Annotated in this window: 20 protein-coding genes and 2 pseudogenes; 8 read left to right on the top strand and 14 right to left on the bottom strand. The window is 69.2% G+C overall.

Annotation, left to right across the window (positions count from 1 at the left end; all coding sequences use genetic code 11):
- Positions 1-31: 31 nt before the first annotated feature.
- A complete protein-coding gene (locus OG485_RS17290) occupies positions 32-1,600 on the top strand; it encodes a purple acid phosphatase family protein (protein WP_328669260.1) in 1,569 nt (522 codons plus the stop codon).
- Positions 1,601-1,726: 126 nt separating this feature from the next.
- Here OG485_RS17290 and OG485_RS17285 read toward each other — a convergent pair whose 3' ends face one another.
- Positions 1,727-2,611: a DUF4429 domain-containing protein gene (locus tag OG485_RS17285; protein WP_328669259.1), complete on the bottom strand. Its 885-nt coding sequence runs from the start codon at positions 2,609-2,611 to the stop codon at positions 1,727-1,729.
- Positions 2,612-2,743: 132 nt separating this feature from the next.
- Here OG485_RS17285 and OG485_RS17280 point away from each other — a divergent pair, with 132 nt between their 5' ends.
- Positions 2,744-4,327, top strand: a complete 1,584-nt coding sequence (locus OG485_RS17280) for a beta-N-acetylhexosaminidase (RefSeq protein WP_328669258.1) — start codon at positions 2,744-2,746, stop codon at positions 4,325-4,327.
- An 88-nt stretch (positions 4,328-4,415) separates the two neighbouring features.
- Here the strand turns inward: OG485_RS17280 and OG485_RS17275 are convergent, their stop codons facing one another.
- Both OG485_RS17275 and OG485_RS17270 read right to left on the bottom strand, forming a co-directional pair.
- Complete coding sequence (locus tag OG485_RS17275; RefSeq protein ID WP_328669257.1) at positions 4,416-6,188, bottom strand: IucA/IucC family protein; 1,773 nt, start codon at positions 6,186-6,188, stop codon at positions 4,416-4,418.
- Positions 6,185-6,730, bottom strand: a complete 546-nt coding sequence (locus OG485_RS17270) for a GNAT family N-acetyltransferase (protein ID WP_328669256.1) — start codon at positions 6,728-6,730, stop codon at positions 6,185-6,187. Before OG485_RS17270 ends, OG485_RS17275 begins: the two co-directional genes overlap by 4 nt.
- A gap of 121 nt (positions 6,731-6,851) precedes the next feature.
- On the opposite strand from OG485_RS17270, the pseudogene OG485_RS17265 reads away from it, so the two are divergent.
- A pseudogene (locus OG485_RS17265) lies at positions 6,852-8,057 on the top strand (RNA-guided endonuclease InsQ/TnpB family protein); the annotation flags it as partial.
- 21 nt (positions 8,058-8,078) lie between these two features.
- Here the strand turns inward: OG485_RS17265 and OG485_RS17260 are convergent.
- The 5 genes and pseudogenes from OG485_RS17260 to OG485_RS17240 form a co-directional block, all read right to left on the bottom strand.
- Positions 8,079-9,356 carry a lysine N(6)-hydroxylase/L-ornithine N(5)-oxygenase family protein gene (locus OG485_RS17260; protein ID WP_328669255.1) on the bottom strand — a complete coding sequence of 426 codons (1,278 nt, stop codon included), beginning with the start codon at positions 9,354-9,356 and terminating at the stop codon, positions 8,079-8,081.
- A complete protein-coding gene (desA, locus tag OG485_RS17255; protein ID WP_328669254.1) occupies positions 9,340-10,815 on the bottom strand; it encodes a lysine decarboxylase DesA in 1,476 nt (491 codons plus the stop codon). Before desA ends, OG485_RS17260 begins: the two co-directional genes overlap by 17 nt.
- A 175-nt stretch (positions 10,816-10,990) precedes the next feature.
- Positions 10,991-11,884, bottom strand: a complete 894-nt coding sequence (locus tag OG485_RS17250) for a siderophore-interacting protein (RefSeq protein WP_328669253.1) — start codon at positions 11,882-11,884, stop codon at positions 10,991-10,993.
- 42 nt (positions 11,885-11,926) lie between these two features.
- Positions 11,927-12,976: an ABC transporter substrate-binding protein gene (locus OG485_RS17245; protein WP_328669252.1), complete on the bottom strand. Its 1,050-nt coding sequence runs from the start codon at positions 12,974-12,976 to the stop codon at positions 11,927-11,929.
- A 235-nt stretch (positions 12,977-13,211) separates the two neighbouring features.
- Positions 13,212-13,367, bottom strand: a pseudogene (locus tag OG485_RS17240) (IS5/IS1182 family transposase); the annotation flags it as partial.
- 336 nt (positions 13,368-13,703) lie between these two features.
- On the opposite strand from OG485_RS17240, the gene OG485_RS17235 reads away from it, so the two are divergent.
- Positions 13,704-14,120: a hypothetical protein gene (locus tag OG485_RS17235; protein ID WP_328669251.1), complete on the top strand. Its 417-nt coding sequence runs from the start codon at positions 13,704-13,706 to the stop codon at positions 14,118-14,120.
- Positions 14,110-16,902 carry a substrate-binding domain-containing protein gene (locus OG485_RS17230; RefSeq protein WP_328669250.1) on the top strand — a complete coding sequence of 931 codons (2,793 nt, stop codon included), beginning with the start codon at positions 14,110-14,112 and terminating at the stop codon, positions 16,900-16,902. The genes OG485_RS17235 and OG485_RS17230 overlap by 11 nt, the downstream gene beginning before the upstream one ends.
- Positions 16,903-17,000: 98 nt before the next feature.
- Here the strand turns inward: OG485_RS17230 and OG485_RS17225 are convergent, their stop codons facing one another.
- Positions 17,001-17,189: a DUF397 domain-containing protein gene (locus tag OG485_RS17225; RefSeq protein ID WP_328669249.1), complete on the bottom strand. Its 189-nt coding sequence runs from the start codon at positions 17,187-17,189 to the stop codon at positions 17,001-17,003.
- A gap of 12 nt (positions 17,190-17,201) precedes the next feature.
- On the bottom strand, positions 17,202-18,056 hold the full coding sequence (locus OG485_RS17220; protein ID WP_328669248.1) for a helix-turn-helix domain-containing protein: 855 nt from the start codon (positions 18,054-18,056) through the stop codon (positions 17,202-17,204).
- A gap of 224 nt (positions 18,057-18,280) precedes the next feature.
- On the opposite strand from OG485_RS17220, the gene OG485_RS17215 reads away from it, so the two are divergent.
- On the top strand, positions 18,281-18,757 hold the full coding sequence (locus OG485_RS17215; RefSeq protein ID WP_328669247.1) for an ATP-binding protein: 477 nt from the start codon (positions 18,281-18,283) through the stop codon (positions 18,755-18,757).
- 101 nt (positions 18,758-18,858) lie between these two features.
- Here the strand turns inward: OG485_RS17215 and OG485_RS17210 are convergent, their stop codons facing one another.
- Genes OG485_RS17210 through OG485_RS17195 form a run of 4 tightly spaced genes read right to left on the bottom strand, consistent with a single transcriptional unit; the run spans position 18,859 to position 24,550 of the window.
- On the bottom strand, positions 18,859-20,019 hold the full coding sequence (locus OG485_RS17210; RefSeq protein WP_328674509.1) for an acyl-CoA dehydrogenase family protein: 1,161 nt from the start codon (positions 20,017-20,019) through the stop codon (positions 18,859-18,861).
- A gap of 11 nt (positions 20,020-20,030) precedes the next feature.
- Positions 20,031-20,990: a hydroxymethylglutaryl-CoA lyase gene (locus tag OG485_RS17205; RefSeq protein ID WP_328669246.1), complete on the bottom strand. Its 960-nt coding sequence runs from the start codon at positions 20,988-20,990 to the stop codon at positions 20,031-20,033.
- The gene (locus tag OG485_RS17200) at positions 20,987-22,921 is read right to left on the bottom strand and encodes an acetyl/propionyl/methylcrotonyl-CoA carboxylase subunit alpha (protein ID WP_328669245.1); all 1,935 of its coding nucleotides are present in this window, start codon (positions 22,919-22,921) and stop codon (positions 20,987-20,989) included. The genes OG485_RS17205 and OG485_RS17200 overlap by 4 nt, the downstream gene beginning before the upstream one ends.
- Before the next feature lie 12 nt (positions 22,922-22,933).
- Positions 22,934-24,550, bottom strand: coding sequence for a carboxyl transferase domain-containing protein (locus OG485_RS17195; RefSeq protein ID WP_328669244.1), 1,617 nt, complete (start codon positions 24,548-24,550; stop codon positions 22,934-22,936).
- A gap of 96 nt (positions 24,551-24,646) precedes the next feature.
- Between OG485_RS17195 and OG485_RS17190 the strand changes: the two genes are divergently transcribed.
- Both OG485_RS17190 and OG485_RS17185 read left to right on the top strand, forming a co-directional pair.
- A complete protein-coding gene (locus tag OG485_RS17190; RefSeq protein WP_328669243.1) occupies positions 24,647-25,306 on the top strand; it encodes an SACE_7040 family transcriptional regulator in 660 nt (219 codons plus the stop codon).
- 109 nt (positions 25,307-25,415) lie between these two features.
- Positions 25,416-26,573, top strand: a complete 1,158-nt coding sequence (locus OG485_RS17185) for an acyl-CoA dehydrogenase family protein (protein ID WP_328669242.1) — start codon at positions 25,416-25,418, stop codon at positions 26,571-26,573.
- Positions 26,574-26,584 lie beyond the last annotated feature (11 nt).

The raw sequence follows: 26,584 nt of genomic DNA, 5'->3' as shown, positions 1-26,584 counted from the left end.
AGCAACTTCTGGAGCCATGGACACTCCACGCATGGGCGTACCCGAGCGGCTCGCCGAGAAGATGACCATGGCCGAGCAGCACGAGTACCTTCGCGCCAAGTTCTCGCGGCGCAACATGATCAGAGGCGGCGCCGTGACCATCGGCGCCGTCGCGGGCGGCGCCTTCGTGCCCGGCGTCGCACAGGCCGCCGCCCCGGCGCAGCGGACCTCCGCCCCGGCCTCGGCGGAGAAGGCCGACGGCGCGCTCGTCGCCCCCTTCGGCCGCCACCTCGCCTTCGGCAACGACCCGCGCACCGAGATGACCGTCTCCTGGCAGGTGCCGGCCGCGGTCGCCAAGCCCTACATCCGCATCGGCGCCCACCCCTGGGACCTCTCCCGCAAGATCGACGCCGAGGTCCGCACCCTGTACACCCCGGCCGGCGTGGGCGCGAGCGGCGACCACACCCAGTACTACCTGCACGCCAAGCTCACCCACCTGCGCCCCGGCAGGACCTACTACTACGGCGTCGGCCACGCGGGCTTCGACCCCGCCCGGCCGCACCTCCTCGGCACGCTCGGCACCTTCACCACCGCGCCCGACCGTGCCGAGCCCTTCACCTTCACCGCCTTCGGCGACGAGGGCGTCGGCTACCACGGCCTCGCCAACGACGCCCTGCTGCTCGCCCAGAACCCCGCCTTCCACCTGCACGCCGGCGACATCGCGTACGCGGACCCGGCGGGCCAGGGCAAGACCGCCGGCACCGGCTTCGACTCGCGCATCTGGGACCAGTTCCTCGCCCAGACCGAGACGGTCGCCAAGCAGGTCCCGTGGATGCCGGCGTACGGCAACCACGACATGGAGGCCTGGTACTCGCCCAACGGCTACGGAGGCGAGGAGGCCCGCTGGACGCTTCCGGACAACGGCCCCGACAAGGCCAACCTGCCCGGCGTCTACTCCTTCGTCCACGGCAACACGGCGATCATCTCGCTCGACGCCAACGACATCTCCTTCGAGATTCCGGCCAACCTCGGCATCTCCGGCGGTACTCAGACGACGTGGCTGGAGGCCCAGCTCAAGAAGTACCGCGCCGCGCGGGACATCGACTTCGTCGTGATCTTCTTCCACCACTGCGCGTACTGCACCTCCACGGCGCACGCCTCGGAGGGGGGCGTGCGACAGGAGTGGGTGCCGCTGTTCGAGAAGTACACCGTCGACCTGGTGATCAACGGCCACAACCACCAGTACGAGCGCACGGACGTCATCAAGGCGAACGCGGTCACCAAGAAGCTGCCGATCGGCGGCACGGCGTACACCGAGACCGAGGGTGTCGTGTACGTGACGGCGGGCGCGGCCGGCCGCAGCCTGTACGCCTTCACCGCCCCGGAGTCCTACGAGGGCAAGGAGAACGAGGTCGAGTCCGTCGCCTCCTTCATCAACCTCAAGGACGGCAAGCAGGCCGAGACGGTCGCCTGGTCGCGCGTGCGCTACCTCAACTACTCGTTCCTGCGCGTCGACGTCCAGCCGGCCCCGAAGGGACGCCTGGCCACCCTGAAGGTCCGCGGCATCGCCGAGACCGGTGCGGAGGTCGACCACTTCACGATCGCGCGCCGGGCCAGGTAGTCCCGGGCCCCTGCCCGCGCGCGCCGGGTACCGCCGGCCGCCAGGAACCAGGTACGCCCGGAAGGCGGGGCGTACCGCCTCCTGACCGGCGGCCGGCCCCCGCGCGGCGGTCCTCGCCCGCCTGTTCTACAGGCGCTTGAGGACCGCCTGCTTGGCCAGGGCGAACTCCTCGTCCGTCAGGACGCCCTCCTTGTGTAGCTCGCCCAGTTCGCGCAGCCTGCGCAGGAGGGCGTCGTGGTCGGCCTCGGGCCCCGCCTCCAGTGCCGCCACCCCGTCCGGCTCCTCGGCGGGACGGTCCTCCTCCACCGCCGCCGCCGGATGCGGCAGCCTCGCCTGCACGGCAGCCGCGACCAGCGCCATCAGGGGGTCCCGCTTGAAGCCCCACAGCTCCACGGAGTTGGGGTCGTACTTCGGCGGCGCCTTGGTGTCGGTGCCGCGCACGGTGAAGCGCAGACAGCCGTTCTCCAGTCCGGCCGCCGGCCGCCACTCGACGGCCGTGATGTCGCCGAGGGCGAGCGTGCGCGAGCCCGCCGCGGACTTCGCCTCCTCCGTCTTCCAGTTCCACTCCAGGCGTACGCGCTCGCCGTCGAAGCTCGCCGTACCGTCACCCGCGGACGCGGACAGCGGCACCGCCGGGCCGGGCACCAGATAGCCGTCGACCGGACCGGCCGGGACCTGGTCGAGGAGCAGCGCGCCCCGCACCTCGTCCACGAGGTACTCGGCGACCCCGAGACGGTCGGCCTCCACCGTGAGCTGGTACGGGTCGTTCGGCTCCGCGAGCTTGCCGCCGGTCGCCTGGAGCAGCGGGTCGGCGCCGTCGCGCAGCCGGAGCCTGAGCCGCCCGGCCTTCCTGCCCTGCTCCAGCGAGACACCCGCCAACGCCCCGAGCGGCACGGTGAGTTCACCCAGGGTCCGGCGCAGCAGGCTGACGTTCTTGTCCCGCCCCGGCGTCAGCCGCAGAGTGTCGCCGTCGAAGATCCACGTGCCGTCCCGCTGGATGATTTCCGCCATGCGGGGGATTGTTCCACCCCGTCTGCGGCAGAGTGGTCTCGACCAATCAGAGGTCTCGACCAGATCGAAGGGCACGGCGAGAGCGCGGCCGAGGACGGTCGAGATCTTCGCCGGGCACCGAAGGGAGCGCTTGTGAGACAGCACCACAGAACGCCCCGCCTTCTCGGTACGCTGCTGCTCGTGGCGACGGCCGGCTTCTCCCTCGTCGGCGCGGCACCGCACACCCCGGCCGCCGCCCCGCTGGGCCGCGTCGTCCCGGCCCCCGCCTCCGTCGAGCCGGGCGGAGCCCCCTACCGCATCACCGGTGACACCCGCATCCGCGTCGACGACTCGCGCGCGGCCCGCGCTGTCGGCGAGTACCTCGCCGGCATCCTGCGGCCCTCGACCGGCTACCGGCTGCCGGTCGGCTCGCACGGCGCGGGAGCGATCCGGCTCCGGCTCGGCGGCAAGGGGCTGGGCGACGAGGGCTACCGGCTCGACAGCGGCGCCTCGGGCGTCACCATCACGGCCGGCAGGCCCGCGGGCCTCTTCCACGGCGTCCAGACCCTGCGTCAGCTGCTGCCCGCCGCCGTCGAGAGGAAGTCCGTACAGCGAGGCCCCTGGCTGATCGCCGGCGGCACCATCAGGGACACCCCGCGCTACGCCTACCGCGGCGCCATGCTCGACGTCTCCCGGCACTTCTTCACCGTCGCCCAGGTCGAGCGCTACATCGACGAACTCGCGCTCTACAAGGTCAACAAGCTGCATCTGCACCTGAGCGACGACCAGGGCTGGCGCATCGCCGTCGACTCCTGGCCGAGGCTGGCGGCCCACGGCGGCTCGACCCAGGTCGGCGGAGGACAGGGCGGCTTCTACACCAAGGCGGACTACCGCGAGATCGTCCGGTACGCCGCCTCGCGCCATCTGGAGGTCGTCCCGGAGATCGACATGCCCGGGCACACCAACGCCGCCCTCGCCTCGTACGCCGAACTGAACTGCGACGGGGTCGCGCCGCCGCTCTACACCGGCACCGAGGTCGGCTTCAGCTCGCTGTGCGTGGGCAAGCCGCTGACGTACGCCTTCGTGGACGACGTGATCCGGGAGCTGGCCGCGCTCACCCCCGGCGGGTACCTCCACATCGGCGGCGACGAGGCGCACTCCACCAGCCACGCGGACTACGTGACCTTCATGGACAAGGTGCAGCCCCTGGTCGCCAGGTACGGCAAGAAGGTGATGGGCTGGCACCAGCTCACCGGCGCCACCCCGGCGGCGGGCGCCCTCGCGCAGTACTGGGGTCTCGACGACACCGGTGCCGAGGAGAAGGCGCAGGTCGCCGAGGCCGCGCGGAACGGGACCGGGCTCGTGCTGTCGCCCGCGGACCGGCTCTACCTCGACATGAAGTACACCGCCGACACCCCGCTCGGCCAGGACTGGGCCGGTCTGGTGGAGGTGCGGCGGGCCTACGACTGGGACCCGGGCAGCTACCTTCCCGGGGTGCCCGCCTCGGCCGTCAAGGGCGTCGAGGCGCCGCTGTGGACGGAGACGATCCAGAGCTCCGTGGACATCGACGTCATGGCCTTCCCGAGGCTGCCCGGGGCCGCCGAACTCGGCTGGTCCCCCGCCTCGACGCACGACTGGGACACCTACAAGGTGCGCCTCGCCGCCCAGGCGCCCCGCTGGGACGCCCTGGGCATCGGGTACTACCGCTCGCCCCAGGTCCCCTGGCCCGTGGGCTAGAGGGAATGCCGACGGGCGCCCCGGAGGACCGTCTCCGGGGCGCCCGCCCGTCTCAGGGGCTCCTGGGAAAGCACCAGGAGCCCGGTGCTCAGAACCCGGCGATCGGGTTCTTCAGGGTGCCGATGAGCTGGAGCGCGCCCGACGGGTCCGCCAGGTCGACCATCTGCCGGTTGTCGCGCAGCTGGAGCCGGTTGAGGCAGGACAGCGCGAACTCGGGCGCGAACAGGTCGTACTGCCGGAACTTGTCATCGAGTTCGGGCGTCGCCTCCTGGTAGGCGCGCACCGACTCGGCGACCGTCCGCCAGAAGTCCTCCTCGCCGAGGACGCCCTCGTCCGCCAACTGGGCCGCCAGGAAACGGAAGAAGCAGTCGAAGACGTCCGTGAAGATCGACAGCAGCTTCGTGTCCTCGGGGACATCGACCCGGATCCGCTCCACCGCGGGCGGCAGCACCGCCTGCGGGTCCATGACCGCGATCTCCTCGGCGATGTCCTTGTAGACCGCCCGCCGCACGGCGCCGTCCTTCAGGACGAGGATGACGTTCTCGCCGTGCGGCATGTAGACCAGGTCGTACGCGTAGAAGCTGTGCAGGAGCGGGGTGAGGTAGGCGCGCAGATAGCCGCGCAGCCACTCCACCGGCGTCAGGCCCGACCGTTCGATCAGCGCGGCCGCGAACGAGGCGCCCTCGTGGTCGACATGGACGAGGGACGCCATCGTCGCCAGGGACTCGCCCTCCTGGAGCGAGGGGACCGGGCTCTCGCGCCACAGCGCGGCGAGCATCTTGCGGTACGGGGAGTACCGGTCGGTGGCCGCCTCGTACTCCAGGTGCCGGTAGCCGACGGCCGCCCGCTCACGGATGATCGACAGACCCGTCGACTTCAGCACCGGGTCGTTCTCGACGAGCTGGGCCAGCCAGTCGTTGATGGCCGGGGTCGCCTCCATGTAGGCGGCGGACAGGCCCCGCATGAAGCCCATGTTCAGCACGCTCAGCGCCGTCTTCACATAGTGCTTCTCGGGGCTGGTCGTGTTGAAGAACGTCCGGATGGATTGCTGGGCCAGGTACTCGTCGTCGCCCTCGCCGAGACAGACCAGGCGCCGCTGGGCGACCTCGGCGGCGAACGTCACCGACAGTTTGTTCCACCACTGCCAGGGGTGGACGGGTATGAGGAGGTAGTCCTCGGGGTCGAGCCCGCGCTCGCGAAGGATCCCGTCGAACCGCTCGACCGTCTCCGCGCCCAGCTCGTCGCGCACGAAGGACTCGTACGTGATGCCGACGCCCGCGGTGAAGGCGGCCCGTGAGCGGTGCGCGGCCAGCCACACCAGCCGCACCGGGCTCGCGGTCTCGGGCGCGTAGGCGCGGTAGTCGTGCACACCGAAGCCCAGCCGCCCGTTGTTGGCGACGAAGCAGGGGTGCCCCTCGGTCATGCCGGTCTCGATGGCCTGGAAACCGGAGCCGGCCAGCTCGCGGACGGGGATCCGCGGCTTGGTGAGCTTGTAGCAGGTGCCCGCGAGGGTGGAGGAGATCTCCTCCAGGTAGACGGGCAGGATCTCGTCGCTCAGGCCGAGCGACTTCTTCAGCTCGACGAAGAAGTCGATCGCGGACAGCGGGAGTTCGCTGCCGTCCCGGTGCCGGGTGATCGACTCGGCGGCCACCTGCCAGTGGTCGAGGGACCACCTGGTCGCGGTGAACCGGTAGCTCGTCAGGCCGTCGTCGCCGCGGACCTCGTAGCGGCCGTCCGGCAGGGTCCGCGGGGCGATCAGCCGCTCGTGGGCGAACTCGGCGAGCGCCTTGCGGACGAGGAGGCGGTTGGCGAGGGCCCAGCGCTCGGGGGACAGGTGGGCGACACTCTCGGCGGGGGTCACGCGGCCACCGCCTTCGTGAACTGCTCCCGGGTGCAGAAGCTCAGCAGCGCCTTCTTCTCGGGCTTCTGGATCTCTTCTACGGGCACGAAGCCGACGGCCTCGTTGAGGGCGTGCACGGCCTTGTTGTTCACATCGGGCTCGACGACGACGCGCTCGGTCGCCGGGTCGGCGAAGAGGTGCTCCATCACCGTGGTGATCACGGCCCGGGTGAAGCCGTGCACGGGGGTGTCGCTCGGGGCGACCAGGAAGTGCATGCCGACATCGCCCGGCTCCGGCTCGTACAGGCCGACGAGTTCGACGTACCGGGGGTCGTAGCGCTCCATCAGGAAGACGGGCTCGCCGTCCAGGAGACCGAGGAAGGCGTCGTGGTGCTCGCTGGCCGCGACGGCCATGTACTCGCGCTCCACGTCGTGCAGTTTCGCCTCCTGCATCATCCAGAAGGCGGCCTTGGGGTGGGTCACCCACCGGTGCAGCACCGGCGCGTCCTCGACGGGGTCGAGGGGGCGGACGGTGAACGTGCCGAGCTCGGCTGCGGTGCTCATTGGAAACTCCTTGAGCGCATGTTCTCTACTGTGGAGGGGAGGGCGTGCGCGTTCATCAGTTCGGGTGTCAGATCGGGGAAAGCTGCGTCGTTGATTTCATCTGGAGGCTAGCTTTCGAAATGTGGGGGAACAACGAGTCAAGCGAGCGTTCAAGTACCGCTTCTATCCGACGCCGGACCAGGCGGAGCAGTTGGAGCAGACCTTCGGATGTGTGCGCAAGGTCTACAACATGGCGCTGGAGGCGCGCAGTCGTGCTTGGGCCGAGGAGCATCGCCAGGTCAGATATCCGGAGACTTCCGCGATGCTGACCGAATGGAAGAAGCGCGGCGAGTTCTCCTATCTTTGCGACGTGTCCTCGGTTCCGCTCCAGCAGGCTCTGCGCCACTTGCAGTCGGCCTTCGAGAGTTTCTTCGCCAAGCGTTCCGGCCACCCGCGTTTCAAGTCCAGGAAGCGCTCCCGAACGTCGGCGGAGTACACGCGTTCCGCCTTCAGATGGCGCAACGGCGAGCTGACCCTTGCGAAAATGGGAGCGTCGTTGGACATTCGCTGGTCGCGTCCGTTGCCCCTGGATGCCCAGCCGACCACCGTGACAGTGTCGCGTGACGCGGTTGGACGCTGGTTCGTCTGTGTCCTGGTCGAGGACCAGCCCCTGCGAAACCGGATCACCGATGCGGCTGTGGGGATCGACGTGGGACTCCACAGCCTCGTGGCCTTGTCCACCGGCGAAAAGGTGACCAATCCTAAGTTCGGGAGGAGTGACTCCGGTCGCCTGGCGCGGGCGCAGCGAGAGCTGGCTCGCAAGGAGAAGGGATCCAGGAACCAGGCCAAGGCCCGCCGGAAGGTGGCCTTGATTCATGTGCGAATCGCTGACCGGAGACGCGACTTCCTCCACAAACTTTCGACTCGACTCGTCCAGGAGAACCAACTGGTCGTGATCGAGGACCTGCCTGTACGGAATCTGATGGGTAACCGAGCGCTGGCCCGATCCATTGCCGATGCATCGTGGGCGGATTTGCGTGGCATGCTTGAATATAAGTGTGCTTGGTATGGGCGGGAACTTGTCGTCGTGGATCGCTTCTTTCCGTCCAGCAGAACGTGCTCGGCCTGTGGTCTCGTACGCGGTCCGGTGGCTTTGGATGTCCGCGAGTGGAGCTGCGACGGGTGTGGTATCCGTCATGACCGGGACCACAATGCCGCGCAGAATATTCTGGCCGCCGGGCAGGCGGTGTCGGCCTGTGGAGCCGGTGTAAGACCTCAACGGAATTCCTCCGGGCGGGCATTCGGCGACGAAGCAGGAAAGCCCATGGCGCGAGCTGCGGGAGTCCCCGTCCCACGGGACGGGGAAATGTCAAACGGCGAACTCCTGGAACGCGATGGTCTTCTCGACCGGGTAGTACTCGGTGCCGAGCAGCTCACGGATGATGGACGCGTTGCGGTACGGGCCCATGCCGAGGTCAGGCGAGGTGACCGAGTGGGTGTGGACGCCCGCGTTCTGCAGGAAGATCCCGCGCCCGGTGGTGTCGATGGCGTAGTTGCGGGCCACGTCGAAGTTGCCCTGGGTGTCGTAGCGGAGCCGGTCGCGGACCGGTGCGAGGAACGCGGGCTCGGCGTAGCGGTAGCCGGTGGCCAGCACCAGGCCCGCCGAGCTCAGCTCGTAGTCCTTGCCCTGTTCCTGCTGGCGGAACCCGAGGGTGTACGTGCCCTGGTCGTACCGTGCGCTCTCCAGCGAGGAGTTGGTGAGTAGCCGGACGGGAACCGGGCCGCCGAGGTTCTTCTGGTAGAGCAGGTCGAAGATCTCGTTGATCAGCTCGCCGTCGATGCCCTTGAACAGGCCCTTCTGCTCCGACTGCAGGCGGTAGCGGGTCGCCTCGGGCAGCGCGTGGAAGTAGTCGATGTACTCCGGGGAGGTCATCTCCAGGGTGAGCTTGGTGTATTCGAGGGGGAAGAAGCGCGGAGAGCGGGTCACCCAGTTCAGCCGGTAGCCGTGGACGTCGATCTCGCTGAGCAGGTCGTAGAAGATCTCGGCGGCGGACTGGCCGCTGCCGATCAGGGTGATCGAGTCCTTGGACTGGAGCTCTTGCTTGTGCTGCGTGTAGGTGGAGTTGTGGATGAAGTCGCCGCCGAGGTCCGCGCAGGAGTCCGGGACATGGGGAGAGGTGCCGGTGCCGAGGACCAGGTGCCGGGCGCGGAACAGCTCACCGGCCTCGGTCCGCACGGTGTACACCTCGTCCTCGTACGTCACCTCCGCGACCGTCGTGGAGAAGCGGACGCTGCTCAGCTTGTCCGCGGCCCAGCGGCAGTAGTCGTCGTACTCGACCCGCAGCGGGTAGAAGTTCTCGCGGATGTAGAACGCGTACAGACGGCCCGATTCCTTCAGGTAGTTGAGGAAGGAGTACGGGGAGGTCGGGTCGGCGAGGGTGACGAGGTCCGACATGAACGGGGTCTGCAGGTGCGCGCCCTCCAGGAACATGCCCGAGTGCCACTCGAAGTGGGGCTTCGACTCCAGGAAGACGCCGCTGAGTTCGGCGATCGGCTCGGTGAGGCAGGCGAGCCCGAGGTTGAAGGGCCCGAGCCCGATGCCCACAAAGTCGTAGGTCGTGTTCGTGGATTCAGCAAGCGCGGTCAAGGGACTCTCCCAGGTACTGCTCGGCGTGGCCGGCGATCAGATCGAGAACGGCGGCGATGTCGTCCGTCGTGGTCTCGGGGTTGAGCAACGTGAACTTCAGGTAGTGGCGTCCGCCGACCTTGGTGCCCGCGACGACGGCGTCACCGGAGGCGAACAGGGCCTTGCGGGCATAGAGGTTGGCGCGGTCGATCTCGGCCGGGTCGGTGACGGCGGCCGGGATGTACCGGTAGACGAGGGTGGAGAGCGACGGCTGCACGACGACGTCGAAGCGCGGGTCGGCGGCGAGCAGTTTCCAGCCCTCCGCGGCCAGGTCGCAGACCTCGTCGAAGAGTTCGCCGATGCCGTCGGCGCCCATGACGCGCAGCGTCATCCACAGCTTCAGCGCGTCGAAGCGGCGGGTGGTCTGGAGGGACTTGTCGACCTGGTTGGGGATGCGCTCCTGGACCATGCGGCGCGGGTTGAGGTACTCCGCGTGGTAGGTCGCGTGGCGCAGGGTCGTGGCGTCGCGGACCAGTACGGCCGAGGAACTCACGGGCTGGAAGAAGGACTTGTGGTAGTCGACGGTGACCGAGTCGGCCCGTTCGATGCCGTCGATACGGTCCCGGTTCTTCAGCGAGGTGAGCAGTCCGCAGCCGTAGGCCGCGTCCACGTGCATCCAGGCGCCGAACTGGGAGCACAGCTCCGCGATTTCGGGCAGCGGGTCGATGGAGCCGAAGTCGGTGGTGCCCGCGGTGGCGACGACGGCCATGGGGACGAGGCCGTCCTGCCGGCAGCGCTCCAGCTCGTGGGCGAGGGCGACGGTCTGCATGCGCTTGTCGTGGTCGACGGGGATCGAGACGACGGCGTCGGGGGCGAGACCGAGGAGTTTGGCCGATTTCTTCACGCTGAAGTGGCCGGCCTCGGAGGCGAAGATCCGCAGTCTGCCGAGGTCGGCCCTCGTTCCCTCGCCCTCCCAGCCCTCCCCGCCGGGCTTGGCCTCCTCGCGGGCCAGCAGCAGGGCCTGGAGGTTGGACTGGCTGCCGCCGCTGGTGAACACACCGTCGGCGGCCGGTCCGAGGCCGATCCGCTCGTTGGTCCAGTCGATGAGCTTGCGCTCGATGAGGGTGCCGCCGGCCGACTGGTCCCAGGTGTCCAGGGAGGAGTTGACGGCGGACAGGACGGCCTCGCCGAGCACGGCCGGGATGACGACCGGGCAGTTGAGGTGGGCGAGGTAGCGGGGGTGGTGGAAGTAGATCGCGTCCTGGAGGTAGACCTCTTCCAGCTCGTCGAGGACGGCCGTGGTGTCGTGCAGGGGCTTGTCGAGGTCGATCCGCTCGATGCGGGGAGCGAGGTCGTCGACCGTGACACCCGTGAACGGGCGGTCGGTGGTGGCGAGTCTGGCCGCCACCCGCTCGACCCCTTCGGTCACGGATCGGCGGTACCGGTCCGCGGTGGTGTCGTTGAGCAGGTGCGAGCGCATGTGGGGGTCCTCCGTGCGGGGGAGAGTCCGAGCGGGACAGGAGAAAGGGCGGAGTCGCGACGTTCAACTAAGGTTAGCCTAACCTAAATTAATCGTGCGACCCCGCCCCACCTGGTCTTTCGTGACGCGCGCCTCCGTCCGGACCGAGGGAGGCGCCTGGGCGGGCGTCCGCGGACTACTCGCCCAGATCCCGCAGTTGCTCCTCGCTCAGCCCCTGCCGCCAGTAGCCCACGAAGGTGACCCGCCTGCGGTCGATGCCGCGCTCGCGCACGAGATGGCGGCGCAGCTCCTTCACGCGGCCGGACTCGCCCGCGATCCAGGCGTACGGGGCCCGGGCCGGCGGGAGTCGGGCGTTCCGCAGGGCGTCGAGTGCCAACGGGGAGCTCCCGGAGGTGAGTTCGTCCCGTACGAGCCAGGTGATCTCGGCGTCGGCCGAGGTCGCCAGATCCTGGATGTCGGCGGCGTGGTGGACCTCCAGCCAGGCGCGGACACGCAGCCCCGCCGGCAGCGATTCGAGGATGGCCGAGGTGGCGGGAAGGGCCGTCTCGTCGCCCCACAGGACCACGAGGTCCGTGTCCGCGGGCGGCCTGAAGCGGATGGCCCGGTTGTCCGCCATGGCGGGCCCGAGCAGGACGACACGGTCACCGGCCCGCGCGCCGGACGCCCAGCGCGCGGCGGGCCCGGCGGGGACGGCCGCACCCGACTCCAGGCCGTGCAGCGCGAAGTCGATGTCGATCTCGTCGGGATCGCGGCGCAGTTCGCGCAGGGTGTACGAGCGCATCACCGCCCGCACGTCGTCGGGCAGTTCGCGCCAGGCCTGCCACCAGCCTCCCCCACTCTCGACTTCGCTCGAGCGGGGGGACCCCCATCCCAGCTCGATGGGTACGGCCGGCTCGTCCTGACCGGGGTGCGGGAGGAACAGCGACAGGGATTGGTCCCGCCCGTCGGAGTGGAAGTCCACCAGGTCGGGTCCGCCGAAGGTCACCCGGAGCAGAGACGGGCCGAGCCGCCTCGTCCGTACGACCCGGAGGCTGAAGAAACGGAACGGGGCGGCTACGGCCGTCGTCATGCGCACTCCTGAGTGATCGTCAGGTGGTCACCGCGGAGGGTGTCAGGCGACCTTCTTGGCGTTCTCGATGGCTTCGGCGAGGCGCTCGATGATCGGGGTGCACTTGTCGTACGACAGGATCGCCTCGGGCGTGCGGGCGATGACCTGGCCGGCCTTGACGGCGGGCAGCTTCTTCCAGGTGGCCTCGGTGATGTCGGCCGGCTGGATGGTCGCGCTGCGGTCGTCCATGATGATGATGTCGGCCGGGTACTTGTCGACGTTCTCCCAGCTCAGGTTCTCGAACCAGCCGCCACTGGCCTTCAGGGCCTTGGCGGAGGGCTCGACGATGTTCACGCCGAGCGCCTTGAAGTACTCCAGGTCGATGGAGAGGTTGGAGCCGGAGACGTAGAAGATCGTGTCGGAGGCCGAACCGGCGAGGACCTTGATCTCCGGACGGGCCTTCGCCGCGGCGCGCAGCCGTTCGGCGGCGGCCTCGAACTTCTTCTTCGCCTCGACGATCTTGGCGGCCTTCACGTCGGCGCCGAGGGACTCGGCCAGCGCGAACATGCGCTCCAGGGACTGCGGCATCTGACGGTCGTAGACGGAGATGCCGACGCTCGGAGCCAGCTTGAGGATCTTGTCCTTGGACTCCTCGGGGACGTACCAGAGGGAGCCCGTGGCGTCGAACATCGTGGAGATCAGCACGTCGGGGGCGAGGGCCGCGTACTTCTCGATGCTGAACTGGCCCCACTTGTTGCCGAGGACCGTCAGCTTGCTGACGTCCATGTCGCCGGCCTGGACATCGGCCTTGCCGTCCTTGGTCGTCGTCGGGCCGAAGACGCCCTTGACCTCGATGCCGTAGTCGAACAGGGCGGCGGCGACACCGGTGAAGGCGACGATGTTCGCCGGGGTCTTGTCCAGCTTCACGGTCGTGCCGCGGTCGTCCTTGAACGTCCACGGGCCGGACTTCGCGGCGGCCTTCGTCGCGTCCGAGCCACCGTTTTTCGAAGCGTCGTCGTCGCCACAGGCGGCGAGGACGGCACCGAGGCCGAGGGCGCCGCCGGCGGCGAGGACGCCGCGACGGGAGAGGCGGGTGGCACGGGCGTTGGGCATGAGTGTGGCTGCTTTCGACACGGGGCGGGAGCGCCCGCCGGACTCGTTCGAAGGTAGGTTAGCCTAACCTCAGTGCTTGTCCAGTGGGCGGGGTGCGTCGCGGTCGAGCCGGCGCCCCGCCGGTGCGGTGCGGCCGACGATGCGACGGACGCGCCCGCCGGGTCCCGCCGCTGACGCGACGACACATCGTGGCTCCCGGTCCGGCGCCGGGAGTCGCGACGCCTCAACTCACCTGCCGATCCTCGCCGAGGCGGTCGCCTGCGGCGAGGGTGCCGTCGAGCAGGACGAAGTCCGGGTCGGCTTCGCGCAGGACTTTGAGCAGGCCACCTGCCCGCACGGCGAGCAGGTCGACCACGGTGCGGGTGTAGGCGTGGGCGGTGCCCACCGAGATGCTCCTGCTACCAGGCGCTGACAACCCCTGGCCGCCTCAACCGGCTTCGGTGGCACAGGGGTTCAGCTGGTCAAGTCCAACGCATGCAGCCTCGGCCACAGCGACAGCAAGCCTGCCTATGTGACAACTGGCGTGCATCGGCGCAGTCGTCACTCGATCAGTGGTCAGTCTGAAAAAGTTCACTGTGCGGCCGCAGGTGAACCTGCCGAACCCGCGACGGACAGCAAGCACAAGTCCGTTGTCCATAAGGCGATTATGCGAAAATCTGGCACCGTCAGCGCGTAGAGCGATACCGTCGCCGAGGAATGTCACCAATGCGTCCGAGGTTTGAAATCCATGCCGGGTCCCCTTCCGCAGCTCAGATTGTCCCTCTCTTCCGACGAGCACAGTGAGGACTGGCTTTTCGACCAGACCCGCACTCTGCTGAATGACTTGCGTGAGCTCGATGTGGAGTCCGTCGAGCGGCCTGCGGTACTCACCACGTACCAGGCTGCGGGTTCCGTCGCGAAGTCGGGCGCGGATCTGCTCGCCACTGCCGCGCTCGTGGTCACCATGACCGCGGAAGATCCCGGCCTGCTCTCCGGGATAGTGCAATTACTGTCCGATACGGTTCGCCGTCATCGGCCCCTCGAAATCACCGTTGACGGGCTTTTTTCGATCCGCGCTGACAACCTCGACCGCAAAAACACCACAGCGCTCGTCCAGGCCCTCGTCCACTACCTCGAGAACAGCACCGGGCGCGATGGCGAATGACCGAATCACCGCACGGCCCCATTCATCGGCATTGCTGGTCGGTTGCGGAACCGTCGAAGACCCGAGCGTGCACAATCTCGCGGCCCCCTCCAATGACGTGAAGAGCCTCGCGGAAGTCCTGATCGCCAACGACTACACAGTCAAATCCCTGATCGACTGCACCACGCAAGAAGCGCGCAAAGCGGTTCTCGATCTGCTCTCTCACGCCCGAGCACGCGACACCTGCCTGCTCTACCTGTCCTGTCACGGGCAGCTCGACGACAGCGGCGACCAGCTGTATTTCGTCCTGCACGACACCTGGTCCGCCCATCTCGGGGCGACGGGGCTGTCCGCAAGCTGGCTGCGCGAGCAGATCGCGTCCTCGGGCGCCGGTGCGGTGATCGTCGTCCTTGACAGCTGTTGCAGCGGTGCCTTCGTCAAGCCGTTGACCATCAAGGGAAAGCCCGGCAAGCACCTCCACGAATCCGACATCGACACGATGCTGGAGCACCACATGCGCGGGCTCGTGGAGGACCCCCCGGACGGAGGGCGTCCGAATACCCCCGCCGCACGGCTGCAACGCCCCGCCACCGTACGGGCCGCGCTCACCTCCAGCAGCCCCACCGAAGCCAGCTACACAAGCCCCAAGACTCGGCTCTCGTACTTCACGGAGACCGTCATTGACGGCCTCCGCGGCGCGGCAGCCCTGGAGGGGCAAGACGCGATCACAGTCACACAGCTCCAGGACTATGTGACCCGGGAACTCCCCCAGCGCCATCCGACACAGACCCCCCGCGTGTACTTCAACGGCACGGGCGTGACCATCGCTCGAAAGTCGGCCTGGCTGGCGTCGTCATCGTCGCGCGACGACAACCCCGATCTCGGCGGAATCCGAAAGGGTCCCAAGGCGAGACACCGGAAGGCTGTCCTGACCGCCTTGTCGTTGGCCGTGTCGCTGGCAGTTGTGGCGGCGCTGCTGCGGTGGCTTCTTCCCGGCCACCCGTTCGTCGGCGACCCCCCACACTCGACGGCCTCCCACACCGGCGTGCCGGTGGGTTCCTACCCGCTGGACACGTGTACCGGACCGACCGAACAGCTGAACCTGGCGGTCTCCCCCGACTTCTCCCAGCAGATGCGCCTTGCTGCAGAGGCTTACGGAGCGCACGCCGACCGAAGCCAGGGAACCTGCGTCGAGGTCGTCGTGCAGGACAAGAACTCCGGCGAGGCGACGCGCGCCCTGGCGCGCGGCTGGAAGGCGAGCGACGGAGCGATACCGGACGTCTGGTCGCCGGCCGCATCGGTATGGCTGCCGCTGGCCCGCGCGCAGGCGACGGAAACCGCCAAGGAGCGGCTTCCCTCGGCAGCGCCGCAGTCGATCGTGACCAGCCCGCTCACCATCGCCATGCCCGAGCCGATGGCGAGGGAACTGGGCTGGCCGAAGAAGAAGATCAACTGGAACGACCTGGCCGACTGGGCCGCTCACGCCCAGAACTTCTGGGCGAACCACCATCACCCCGAGTGGGGCGACTTCAAGCTCGGCAAGACCAATCCCGCATGGTCGACCTCCGGACTGCACGCCACCCTCGCGGCGTTCTTCGCGGACACCGGCACCAGCGCCCAACTCACTCCCGAGACCGTCGCCGACCGGAACCACCAAGGCATCGAACGCAACATCGAAAAGGCGGTGGTGCACTACGGCGACACCACCCTGGCCTTCCTGGCCAACCTCCGCCGTGCCGACACCGCCGGCGAGGCCCTGTCCTACATCTCCGCCGTCACCGTCGAGGAACAGGCCGTCGTCGCCTACAACGACGGGTATCCCTGCGGTGCGCTGCGCAGCGACACGCCCGACTGCGGCAAGACCACTCGGCCCCACACACAGTTGGTGTCGTTCTATCCCGAGGACGGGATCCTGTACTCCGACCACCCCTACATCAAGCTCGGCGGCATGAACGCGGCAAAGCAGTCCGTCGCCGACGACTTCCTGGCCTACCTGCACAGCTCGAACGTGCAGCGAGGATTCGCCGAGGTCGGCTACCGCGACTGGCACGGCCGATCCGACCCACAGAACGGTCTGGTCACACAGGACAACGGCGCCCTGCCCGACAAGAAGCTGCACCGTATGCAACTGCCGACGGATGCCACCCTCGCCAAGCTCCTGGAGGTGTGGCCCGGCCTCCGCAGGCGCGCGAACGTGATGCTGGTGATCGACACCTCCTCCGCCATGGGTGCCCCCGCGTACGGCAAGAGCGGACCCAGCAGAATGCAGTCGCTCCAGCAGGCCGAGGATCGGCTGTTCGCGACAACGGGCTTCGGCGGCAAGGACCGCGTGGGCATGTGGCGACTCGCCGACCCCACTCCCCTGGTCTCCCTCGGCCCGATGGACGAGAGCCTGACCGGCAGCAGCCGTCGCGACGTCCTCGGCCGTACCCTCGGTGTCCTCCGCCCCAACGGTGATACCGGCCCCCTGCTGTTCGACACCGTCGACAACGCCGTCCGTAGCCTGCGCACTCGCAATGACCCCGAGGCCATCAACGCCGTCGTCGTCCTGGCCGACGGCAGCAAGGATCTCCAAGGGGGAGCCGTCGAACAGCAACTGCTCCACAGCCTGTCCGATCCCGAGCAGCCGCGCATCCGCGTGTTCACCGTCGCCTACGGCAGCCCGGAGAAGGGCAACACAGCCCTGAAGAAGATCGCCGAGACCAGCGGCGGCCGAGCCTACCGAGCCGACGATCCCCGGAACTCCAAGAACTCCAACACCACCCTCAGTACCGTGCTCACAAACGTGATCTCCAACTTCTGAGCACGGTCACCGACAACACCAGGCCGTTGCCCGCCGCTGCCATTACCAACACGGACTGCACACCATCGAGAGGCGGTTCCAGGAGGACCGCCCCTGGCCTATTGAGGGGCGGTAGCCGTCTTGAGGGTCCGTATCAGTGACTTGAGGGCGGCGGGTACGGTCGTGAGGACGGTTTCCGGTTCGTCGCTCTCTCGGAGGTGGACCGTTCCGGTGGGAGTCGCGGCGACGTAGACGCAGTTCGAGCTGTCGCCGCTATAGGTGGACTTCTGCCAGTGGGTGGTGTGCACGGTCGCTCTCTTTCAGCTGTCCCGGATGAGGCGGTGGATGAAGTCGCGTGACTCGGCGGGGCGGAGCGCGCAGGACTCCATGTGATCCAGCACGGCACGGTACTTACTCAACTGTGCCTCCGCGTCCAGGAATCCGCAGCCGCCGTGGTGCGTGTCCAACTGGATGGTGTCGAGCTGGGAAACGGACCCCTCGACGTAGTCGAAGGACTGGCCGGTGCTCGGGAAGTAGTCCGTACCGAAGGGGATCACTCTGACGCCGACATGGGTGAGTTCACCCATGTCGAGCAGGTGCTTGAGCTGTCCACGGGCGATGACGGGGCCGCCGAAACCCATGCGGAGGGCCGACTCGTGGATGATCGCCGAATACGGGGGTGGGCTCTCGCGGTGCAGGATGCCCTGACGCTTGATGCGGTGGGTCAGTCGGTGCTCGATCTCGTACTGCCGCATGGGCGGGACCACGGACCGGAACAGGGCGCGGGCGTGATCAGTGGTCTGCAGGAGCGCCGGGATGTGGATCACGAGCGCCACGCGCAACCTCGTTGCGTGGTGCTCCAGTTCGGCAAGGTCGACCAATGCGGCGGGCAGGTGCTCCCGGTACGCCTCCCACCAGCCCCGCGTTCGCCGCCCCGTCATCGCGGCCAAGGCGTCGACAAGCCGTTCGTCCGAGCAGTCGTACGCGCGTGCCATGGAGCGGACGCGGTCGGCGCTGATGGGGGTACGTCCGGTCTCGATCATGCTGACGCGAGCCTGGTTGACGCCGAGCAGTTCGGCTGCCCCGGTTGCGGTGAGCCCGGCCCGTTCGCGGAGCTTGCGCAGTTCCGCGCCGAATCTCCGCTGCCGCAGGGTGGGGCTGCTGGTGGGCGGCAAAGCCTCTCCTTCCCGGCCGCGACGCGGCGTCCCTCTCCCTCACACGAGTGAAGGTTGGACTCTTCGTGCAGGAATGGTTAGAGGTATCTAACCGTCTGCTCTACGGTAGTCGCGTACCGCCCAACTGCCCGCGCTCCTAAGCCGGAAGCGCACCAACCCAGGCATTGCCGCCGCAGGGCGCCGACGTTGAGTGAGTCCAAGCCCCTTCCCTCCCGGAGGTGTTCATGGTCACCGTATCCCCGCCCGATACCTGGGTGTACGCCCTTCGACTGCCCCCTGACCCCCGCGCAGCACGTGTCGCACGTATGACCGTGCGGGCCGCACTCGGCGGGCATGGCCTGCACGAAGTCCTCGACGTGGTCGAGTTGTTGACGTCCGAGTTGGTCACCAACGCGTACCGGCACACGCAAGGGCCCGCCTCTCTGCGGCTGACCGCGTTGGGAGACGGGCGGTTACGGGTGGGAGTGTGGGACAGCAGCCCGTACATCCCCGCGCCCTTCGACCAGTCGCCCGGCAGTCGGGTCGCCCCCGTCCCGGTGGACGCCGGCGGAGGGCGCGGGCTGCTCCTCGTACAGGAGTACGCGGATTCGTGGGGCGGCTGGCCGCTCGGTGACGGCCTCCTGGGGCGGGGTGCAGGGAAGCTGCTGTGGTTCGAGGTGGGCGGTGAAGGGGCGGCGGCTCGCCGAGCTTTCGCCGTATGAACGCCCCGTCGCCGCACGAACGTTTCGCCGGACAGCCCCCTGGCCGGCGCGGAAGGGTCCGAGTCAGGGGACGTTCACGGGGCCTCGGTGCAGGCCGGCGCTCAGCCGGTCAGCCCCAGCTCCCGGGCGATCAGCATCCGCTGGACCTCGCTCGTGCCCTCGCCGATCTCCAGGATCTTGGAGTCGCGCCACATGCGGGCGACCGGGTACTCGTTCATGAAGCCGTAGCCGCCGTGGACCTGGGTGGCCTCACGGGCGTTGTCGACGGCGATCGTGGAGGAGTACAGCTTGGCGATCGCCGCCTCCTTCTTGAAGGGCTCGCCCGCCACGAGACGGGACGCGGCGTCGCGCCAGCCCACTCGGGCCATGTGGGCCTTCATCTCCATGTCGGCGATCTTGAACTGGATCGCCTGGTTGGCGCCGATCGGGCGGCCGAACGCGTGCCGCTCCTTGGCGTACTTGACCGACTCGTCGACACAGCCCTGCGCGAGACCCGTGGCCAGCGCGGCGATGGCGATGCGGCCCTCGTCCAGGATGCGCAGGAACTGCGCGTAGCCGCGGCCCTCCTCGCCGAGCAGGTTGGCCGCCGGGACGCGCACGTCCGCGAAGGACAGCTCACGGGTGTCGGAGGCGTTCCAGCCGACCTTCGAGTACGGGGCCGCGACCGTGAAGCCCGGGGTGCCGGAGGGGACGATGATGGCCGAGATCAGCGGCCTGCCGTCGGGCTTGCGGCCGGTGACCGCGGTGACCGTCACCAGGCCCGTGATGTCCGTGCCGGAGTTGGTGATGAAGCACTTGCTGCCGTTGATGACCCACTCGTTCGTCTCGGGGTCGAGGCGCGCCGTCGTACGGGTCGCGCCCGCGTCCGAGCCGCCGTCCGGCTCGGTCAGGCCGAAGGCGCCCAGGATCTCCCCGGAGCAGAGACGCGGGAGCCACTCGGCCTTCTGGGCGTCCGTGCCGAACAGGTGGATCGGCATGGCGCCCAGCGAGACGCCCGCCTCCAGGGTGATGGCCACGGAGGAGTCGACCCGGGCCAGTTCCTCCAGGGCGATGCCGAGCGCGAGGTAGTCGCCGCCCATGCCGCCGTACTCCTCGGAGAACGGCAGCCCGAACAGGCCCATGCGGCCCATCTCCCGCACGATCTCGTACGGGAACTCGTGCCGCTCGTAGAAGTCGCCGATCTTCGGCGCCACGACGTCGTGGGCGAACTCCTCGACCGTGCGGCGGAGTTCTTCGAGCTCGGGGGAGAGGCGGTGGTCCAGAGACATGCGGATCACTCCTGGTGGGACTGAGTCGTTTTACCGAGTGCTTTGACGGTGCGGGACGGGCTGGGTCGGCCCAGTTGTCCGGCCATCCACACGCTTGTGGCGGTGAGGCGGCCGAGGTCGACCCCGGTGTCGATACCGAGGCCTTGGAGCATCCATACGAGGTCTTCCGTCGCGAGGTTGCCCGTCGCGGACTTCGCGTACGGGCAGCCGCCGAGGCCGCCCGCGGAGGCGTCGACGGTGGCGACGCCGTGCTGGAGAGCGGCCAGGGTGTTGGAGAGCGCCTGGCCGTAGGTGTCGTGGAAGTGCACGCCGAGCGCGCTGGTGGGCACGCCCTCCTCGTTCAGCTCGGCGAGCAGGGCCTGCACATGGCCCGGTGTCGCCACGCCGATCGTGTCGCCGAGGCTCAGCTCGTCACAGCCCATGTCCCGCAGCGCCCTGCAGACGCGGACGACCTGATGGACCGGGACGGGTCCCTCCCACGGGTCGCCGAAGCACATCGAGACATAGCCGCGGACGGAGAGCCGCGCCTCCTTGGCGCGGTTCACCACCGGCTCGAACATGGCGAGCGACTCGTCGACCGTCCGGTTGAGATTGGCCTTCGCGAAGGACTCCGTCGCGCTGGCGAAGACCGCCACGTGCCGGGCGCCGAGCGCCAGCGCCCGCTCCAGCCCGCGTTCGTTCGGCACCAGCACCGGAAGCGCCACCGGCAGGCCGGCGACCTGAGGGAACAGCTGTTCCGCGTCGGCCAGTTGGGGAACCCACCTGGGGTGGACGAAGCTGGTCGCCTCGATCGTGGTCAGCCCCGAGTCCGCGAGGCGCCGGATGAACTCCGCCTTCACCTCGGTGGGCACGGTGGCCTTCTCGTTCTGGAGCCCGTCGCGCGCGCCGACCTCGTAGATCCGGACCCGCGCGGGCAGGTCCTGCGCCGGTACGGCCATCGGCAGGCCCAGTTCGGAAGTGCTCATGCCGTCTCCGCCTCCTCCACGGGGGTGATGACCGCCAGGATCTGGTCCATGGCGACGGTCGTGCCCGGTGTGACGTCCAGCTCGCTGACGGTCCCGGCGTGCGGCGCGGAGATGACGTGCTCCATCTTCATCGCCTCGACCACGAGCAGGCTCTGTCCGGCGGTCACCTCGTCGCCGACGGCGACCTTCACGACGGTCACCGTGCCGGGCATGGGCGCGGTCAGCGAGTCGGCACCGGCGTGCGCGGCTCCGGTGAGCGACGCGGCCACCGGGTCGTGGTCGCGCACGTGCCAGGCGTCGCCGTCGCGGCCGATCCAGTCGGCGGCGCGGTGGAAGGTGTGCCGCACCCCGTCGAGCGTCACCGCGACCCGGTCGGCGGTGACCGTGTGGGTGCCGCGCGGGGTGTGCTCCACGGGGTCGAGCACCCGCAGGGAGAAGCTCACCGGCTTCGGGGTGCCGCCGAGCCGCCATCCGCTCGGCACCGAGAACGGGTCTCTCCAGCCCTCGCCCGCCGGGGCCAGGGCGGCGAGCCGGACGGCCGCCGCCGCCTCGTACACCTCCTCGGGCACGCCGTCCGGGACCAGGCCGTCCGCCTCCCGCTCGACCAGACCGGTGTCCAGGTCGCCGGCCACCACGTCCGGGTGGGCCAGCAGACGGCGCAGGAAGCCCGCGTTCGTCTGGACGCCGAGGGTGACCGTGTCGGCGAGGGCGGCCCGGAGCCGGCGCAGCGCCGTCGGGCGGTCGGGGCCGTACGCGATGACCTTGGACAGCATCGGGTCGTAGAGGCTGCCGACCTCGGTGCCCTGCGAGAGGCCCGAGTCGGTGCGCACCCCGTCGCCCTGTGGCTCGTGCAGCGCGAGCACGGTGCCCCCGGAGGGGAGGAAGCCGCGCGCCGGGTCCTCGGCGCAGATCCGGGCCTCCACCGCGTGCCCGGTGAGGCTGATGTCCTCCTGCGCGTAGGGCAGGTGCTCGCCGGCGGCGACCCGGAGCTGCCACTCGACGAGGTCGAGGCCGGTGACCAGCTCGGTGACCGGGTGCTCCACCTGGAGGCGGGTGTTCATCTCCATGAAGTAGTACGAGGACGGGTCGCCGCCGGGGACGATGAACTCCACCGTGCCCGCGCCCCGGTAGCCGCAGGAGCGGGCCGCCTGGACGGCCGCCTCTCCCATCGCGGCCCGGGTGTCGTCGTCGAGGAGCACACTGGGCGCCTCCTCGATGATCTTCTGGTGGCGGCGCTGGAGGGAGCACTCGCGCTCGCCCAGGTGCACGACGTTGCCGTGCCCGTCCGCCAGGACCTGGATCTCGATGTGCCGGGGCCGGTCGACCCAGCGCTCGACGAGAAGCGTGTCGTCGCCGAAGGAGGCCCGCGCCTCGCGCCGGGCGGCGGCGATCTCGTCGGCCAGGACCCCGATGTCCCGCACCAGGCGCATGCCCTTGCCGCCACCGCCCGCGCTCGGCTTCAGGAGCACCGGGACGCCGATCTCGCGGGCGGCCGCGATCAGCTCCGCGTCCGTCAGACCGCTGCCCGAGGATCCGGGCACGACCGGGACCCCGGCCGCCTTCACCGTCTCCTTGGCGCGGATCTTGTCGCCCATCAGGGAGATCGCCTCGGCGGACGGGCCGATGAAGACCAGTCCGGCCTCCGCGCAGGCCCGCGCGAAGGCGGCGTTCTCGGCGAGGAAGCCGTACCCCGGGTGCACCGCCTGGGCGCCGGTGCGGGCGGCCGCCTCCAGCAGCCGCTCCACCGACAGATAGCTCTCCGACGCGGGCGCCGGTCCGATCCGCACCGCCGTGTCGGCCTCCCGGACGTGCCGGGCGTCCGCGTCCGCGTCCGAGAAGACGGCCACCGAGCGCACGCCGAGCGCGCGCAGGGTGCGGATGACGCGGACGGCGATCTCGCCCCGGTTGGCCACAAGCACCGTGTCAAACATGGGTGGGTCCCCTCACATCCGGAAGACGCCGAACTGGGGGTCACCCAGGGGCGCGTTGGCGCAGGCGGTCAAGGCGAGTCCGAGGACCTGCCGGGTCTCCATCGGGTCGATCACTCCGTCGTCCCAGAGCCGGGCGCTCGCGTAGTAGGCGTTGCCCTGCTGCTCGTACTGCCGGCGGATCGGGTCCTTGAAGTCCTCTTCGTCCGCGGCCGGCCAGGACTCGCCGCGCGCCTCGATCTGGTCGCGCTTGACGGTCGCGAGGACCGAGGAGGCCTGCTCGCCGCCCATCACGGAGATCTTGGCGCCGGGCCACATCCACAGGAAGCGCGGCGAGTACGCCCGGCCGCACATGGAGTAGTTGCCCGCGCCGTACGAGCCGCCGATCACGACGGTCAGCTTCGGTACGCGGGTGCAGGCGACGGCCGTCACCATCTTCGCGCCGTGCTTGGCGATGCCGCCGGCCTCGTACTGGCGGCCCACCATGAACCCGGAGATGTTCTGCAGGAACACCAGAGGGATGCCGCGCTGGTCGCACAGCTCGATGAAGTGGGCGCCCTTCTGGGCCGACTCGGAGAACAGGATGCCGTTGTTGGCGACGATCCCGACCGGGTGCCCGTGGATCCGCGCGAAGCCGGTGACCAGGGTCTGCCCGAACTCGGCCTTGAACTCGGCGAAGCGCGAACCGTCGACCACGCGCGCGATGACCTCGCGCACGTCGTAGGGGGTGCGGGAGTCGACCGGCACCGCGCCGTACAGCCCGTACGGGTCGACCTTGGGCTCCGCCGCCGCGGTGACCTCCCAGGGGAGCTTCCCGCGCGCGGGGAGCGTGGCGACGATGGTGCGCACGATCCGCAGCGCGTGCGCGTCGTCCTCGGCGAGGTGGTCGGTGACGCCGGAGACCCGGGAATGGACCTCGCCGCCGCCCAGTTCCTCGGCGGTCACCACCTCACCGGTGGCGGCCTTCACCAGAGGGGGCCCGCCCAGGAAGATCGTCCCCTGGTTGCGGACGATCACGGCCTCGTCGCTCATCGCCGGCACATACGCGCCGCCGGCCGTGCAGGAGCCGAGGACGGCCGCGATCTGCGGGATCCCGGCGCCGGACATCCGTGCCTGGTTGTAGAAGATCCGCCCGAAGTGCTCACGGTCGGGGAACACCTCGTCCTGCATGGGCAGGAAGGCGCCCCCGGAGTCGACGAGATACAGACAGGGCAGACGGTTCTCCAGCGCCACCTCCTGGGCGCGCAGGTGCTTCTTCACCGTCATCGGGTAGTACGTGCCGCCCTTGACGGTGGCGTCGTTGGCGACGATCACGCACTCGCGCCCGCTCACCCGGCCGATCCCGGCGATGACACCGGCGGCCGGGGCCGCCCCGTCGTACATCCCGTCGGCGGCGAGCGGCGCCAGTTCCAGGAACGGGGAGCCGGGGTCGAGCAGGGCGTCCACACGGTCGCGGGGCAGCAGCTTGCCGCGCGCGGTGTGCCGCGCGCGTGCCTTCTCGCCGCCGCCGAGCCGCGCCGCGGCCAGCTTGTGGCGCAGCTCCTCGCCCAGCGCGCGGTGTGCCGCCTCGTTGGCCCTCCAGGCCTCCGACGCGGGGTCTGCCGCGCTCGTCAGCTCCGGTGCCTCTTGCATCCTGCGGTCCCCTCACCAGTGGTCGACCAGTTAATGAGCGTTAACGCAACTCCTTCAGGTTAACGACCGCTAACCCGCCTGTCTAGAATTGATTTCATGGCCACCAGAACCGACGCCCCCACCCGGCGCGAGCAGATCCTCAGGGAAGCGGCCCGGCTGTTCGCCGAGCGCGGTTTCCACGGCGTGGGAGTGGATGAGATAGGAGCGGCGGTCGGCATCAGCGGCCCCGGTCTCTACCGGCACTTCGCCGGCAAGGACGCGATGCTCGCCGAACTGCTGGTGGGGATCAGCGGGCAGTTGCTCACGGGCGGCAGGCGCCGGGTGGCGGAGGCCGGCGGGGGCGCGGAGACGCTCCTCGACTCGCTCATCGAGGGGCACATCGACTTCGCGCTCGATGACCGCCCTCTGATCACCCTGCACGACCGCGAGCTGGACCGCCTGCGGGACAGCGACCGCAAGCTCGTGCGCCAGCTCCAGCGCCAGTACGTCGAGCTGTGGGTGGAGGTGGTCCGTGACGTGTACCCGGAGCTCACCGAGCCCGCGGCCCGTTCGTCCGTGCACTCGGTCTTCGGCCTGCTGAACTCGACCCCCCACCTGGGGCGGCCGGGCGCGCTCCCGGGGCGCGCGGGGACCGCCGAGCTGCTGCACCGGATGGCGCGGGGGGCCTTCGGCGCGGCGGCCACGGTTCCCGAGGCGGCCATCGTGGTCTCCGAGGTTCCCGTGGCTCCCGTGGCTCCCGTGACGCCCGGGGCGTGACGAGCGTCTCGGGGGGCGACCCCTGGACGGCGCTCGTGACCGACGGGTAACCTCATATCTGAGCAAGCGCTTAGAAATATCCCCAGGTATCCAGGCGGAGGTGGCGGCGGTGCGCCGTACTGTGTTCAACGAGGACCACGAGGCGTTCCGGGAGACCCTGCGCGCCTTCATCGAGGCCGAGGTCGTCCCGGTCTACGACGAGTGGTTCGCCGCCGGCCAGGCGCCGCGCGACTTCTACTACAAGCTCGCCGAGCTCGGCGTCTTCGGCATCCGCGTGGACGAGGAGTTCGGCGGCGCCGGCATCGACTCGTACAAGTTCGAAGCCGTGATGTACGAGGAGACCTCGCGCGCGGGTGTCCAGTTCGGCGGCTCCGGTGTGCACGTGCTGCTCGGCCTGCCCTACATCAAGTCGCTCGCCACCGACGAGCAGAAGAAGCGCTTCCTGCCCAAGTTCGTCAGCGCCGAGGAGATGTGGGCCCTGGCGATGACCGAGCCGGGCACCGGCTCCGACCTTGCGGGCATGAAGACCACCGCCAAGCTCTCCGAGGACGGCACGCACTACGTCCTCAACGGCTCCAAGACCTTCATCACCGGTGGCGTCCACGCCGACCGCGTGATCGTCTGCGCCCGCACCTCCGCGCCCACCGCCGAGGACCGCCGCTTCGGCATCTCCCTGTTCGCCGTGGACACCAAGTCCGAGGGCTACTCCATCGGCCGCAAGCTCGACAAGCTCGGCCTGAAGACCTCCGACACCGCCGAGCTGGCGTTCGTCGACGTGAAGGTGCCCGTCGAGGACCTGCTCGGCGAGGAGAACAAGGGCTTCTACTACCTCGGCCACAACCTCGCCTCCGAGCGCTGGGGCATCGCCTTCGGCGCCTACGCGCAGGCCAAGGCCGCCGTCCGGTTCGCCAAGGAGTACGTGCAGGAGCGCACGGTCTTCGGCAAGTCGGTCGCCTCCTTCCAGAACACCAAGTTCGAGCTGGCCGCCTGCCAGGCCGAGGTGGACGCGGCCGAGGCCGTCGCCGACCGCGCCCTGGAGGCCCTCGACGCCGGTGAGCTGACCCCGGCCGAGGCCGCCAGCGCCAAGCTGTTCTGCACCGAGGTCGCGCACCGCGTCATCGACCGCTGCCTCCAGCTCCACGGCGGCTACGGCTTCATGAACGAGTACCCGATCGCCCGCCTGTACGCGGACAACCGGGTCAACCGCATCTACGGCGGGACCAGCGAGATCATGAAGACGATCATCGCCAAGGACATGGGCCTGTAAGGTCCGCGAAA

The organism is Streptomyces sp. NBC_00328, from assembly GCF_036139655.1.
Lineage (GTDB): Bacteria > Actinomycetota > Actinomycetes > Streptomycetales > Streptomycetaceae > Streptomyces.
This window is presented reverse-complemented; position numbering and strand designations above follow the sequence as displayed.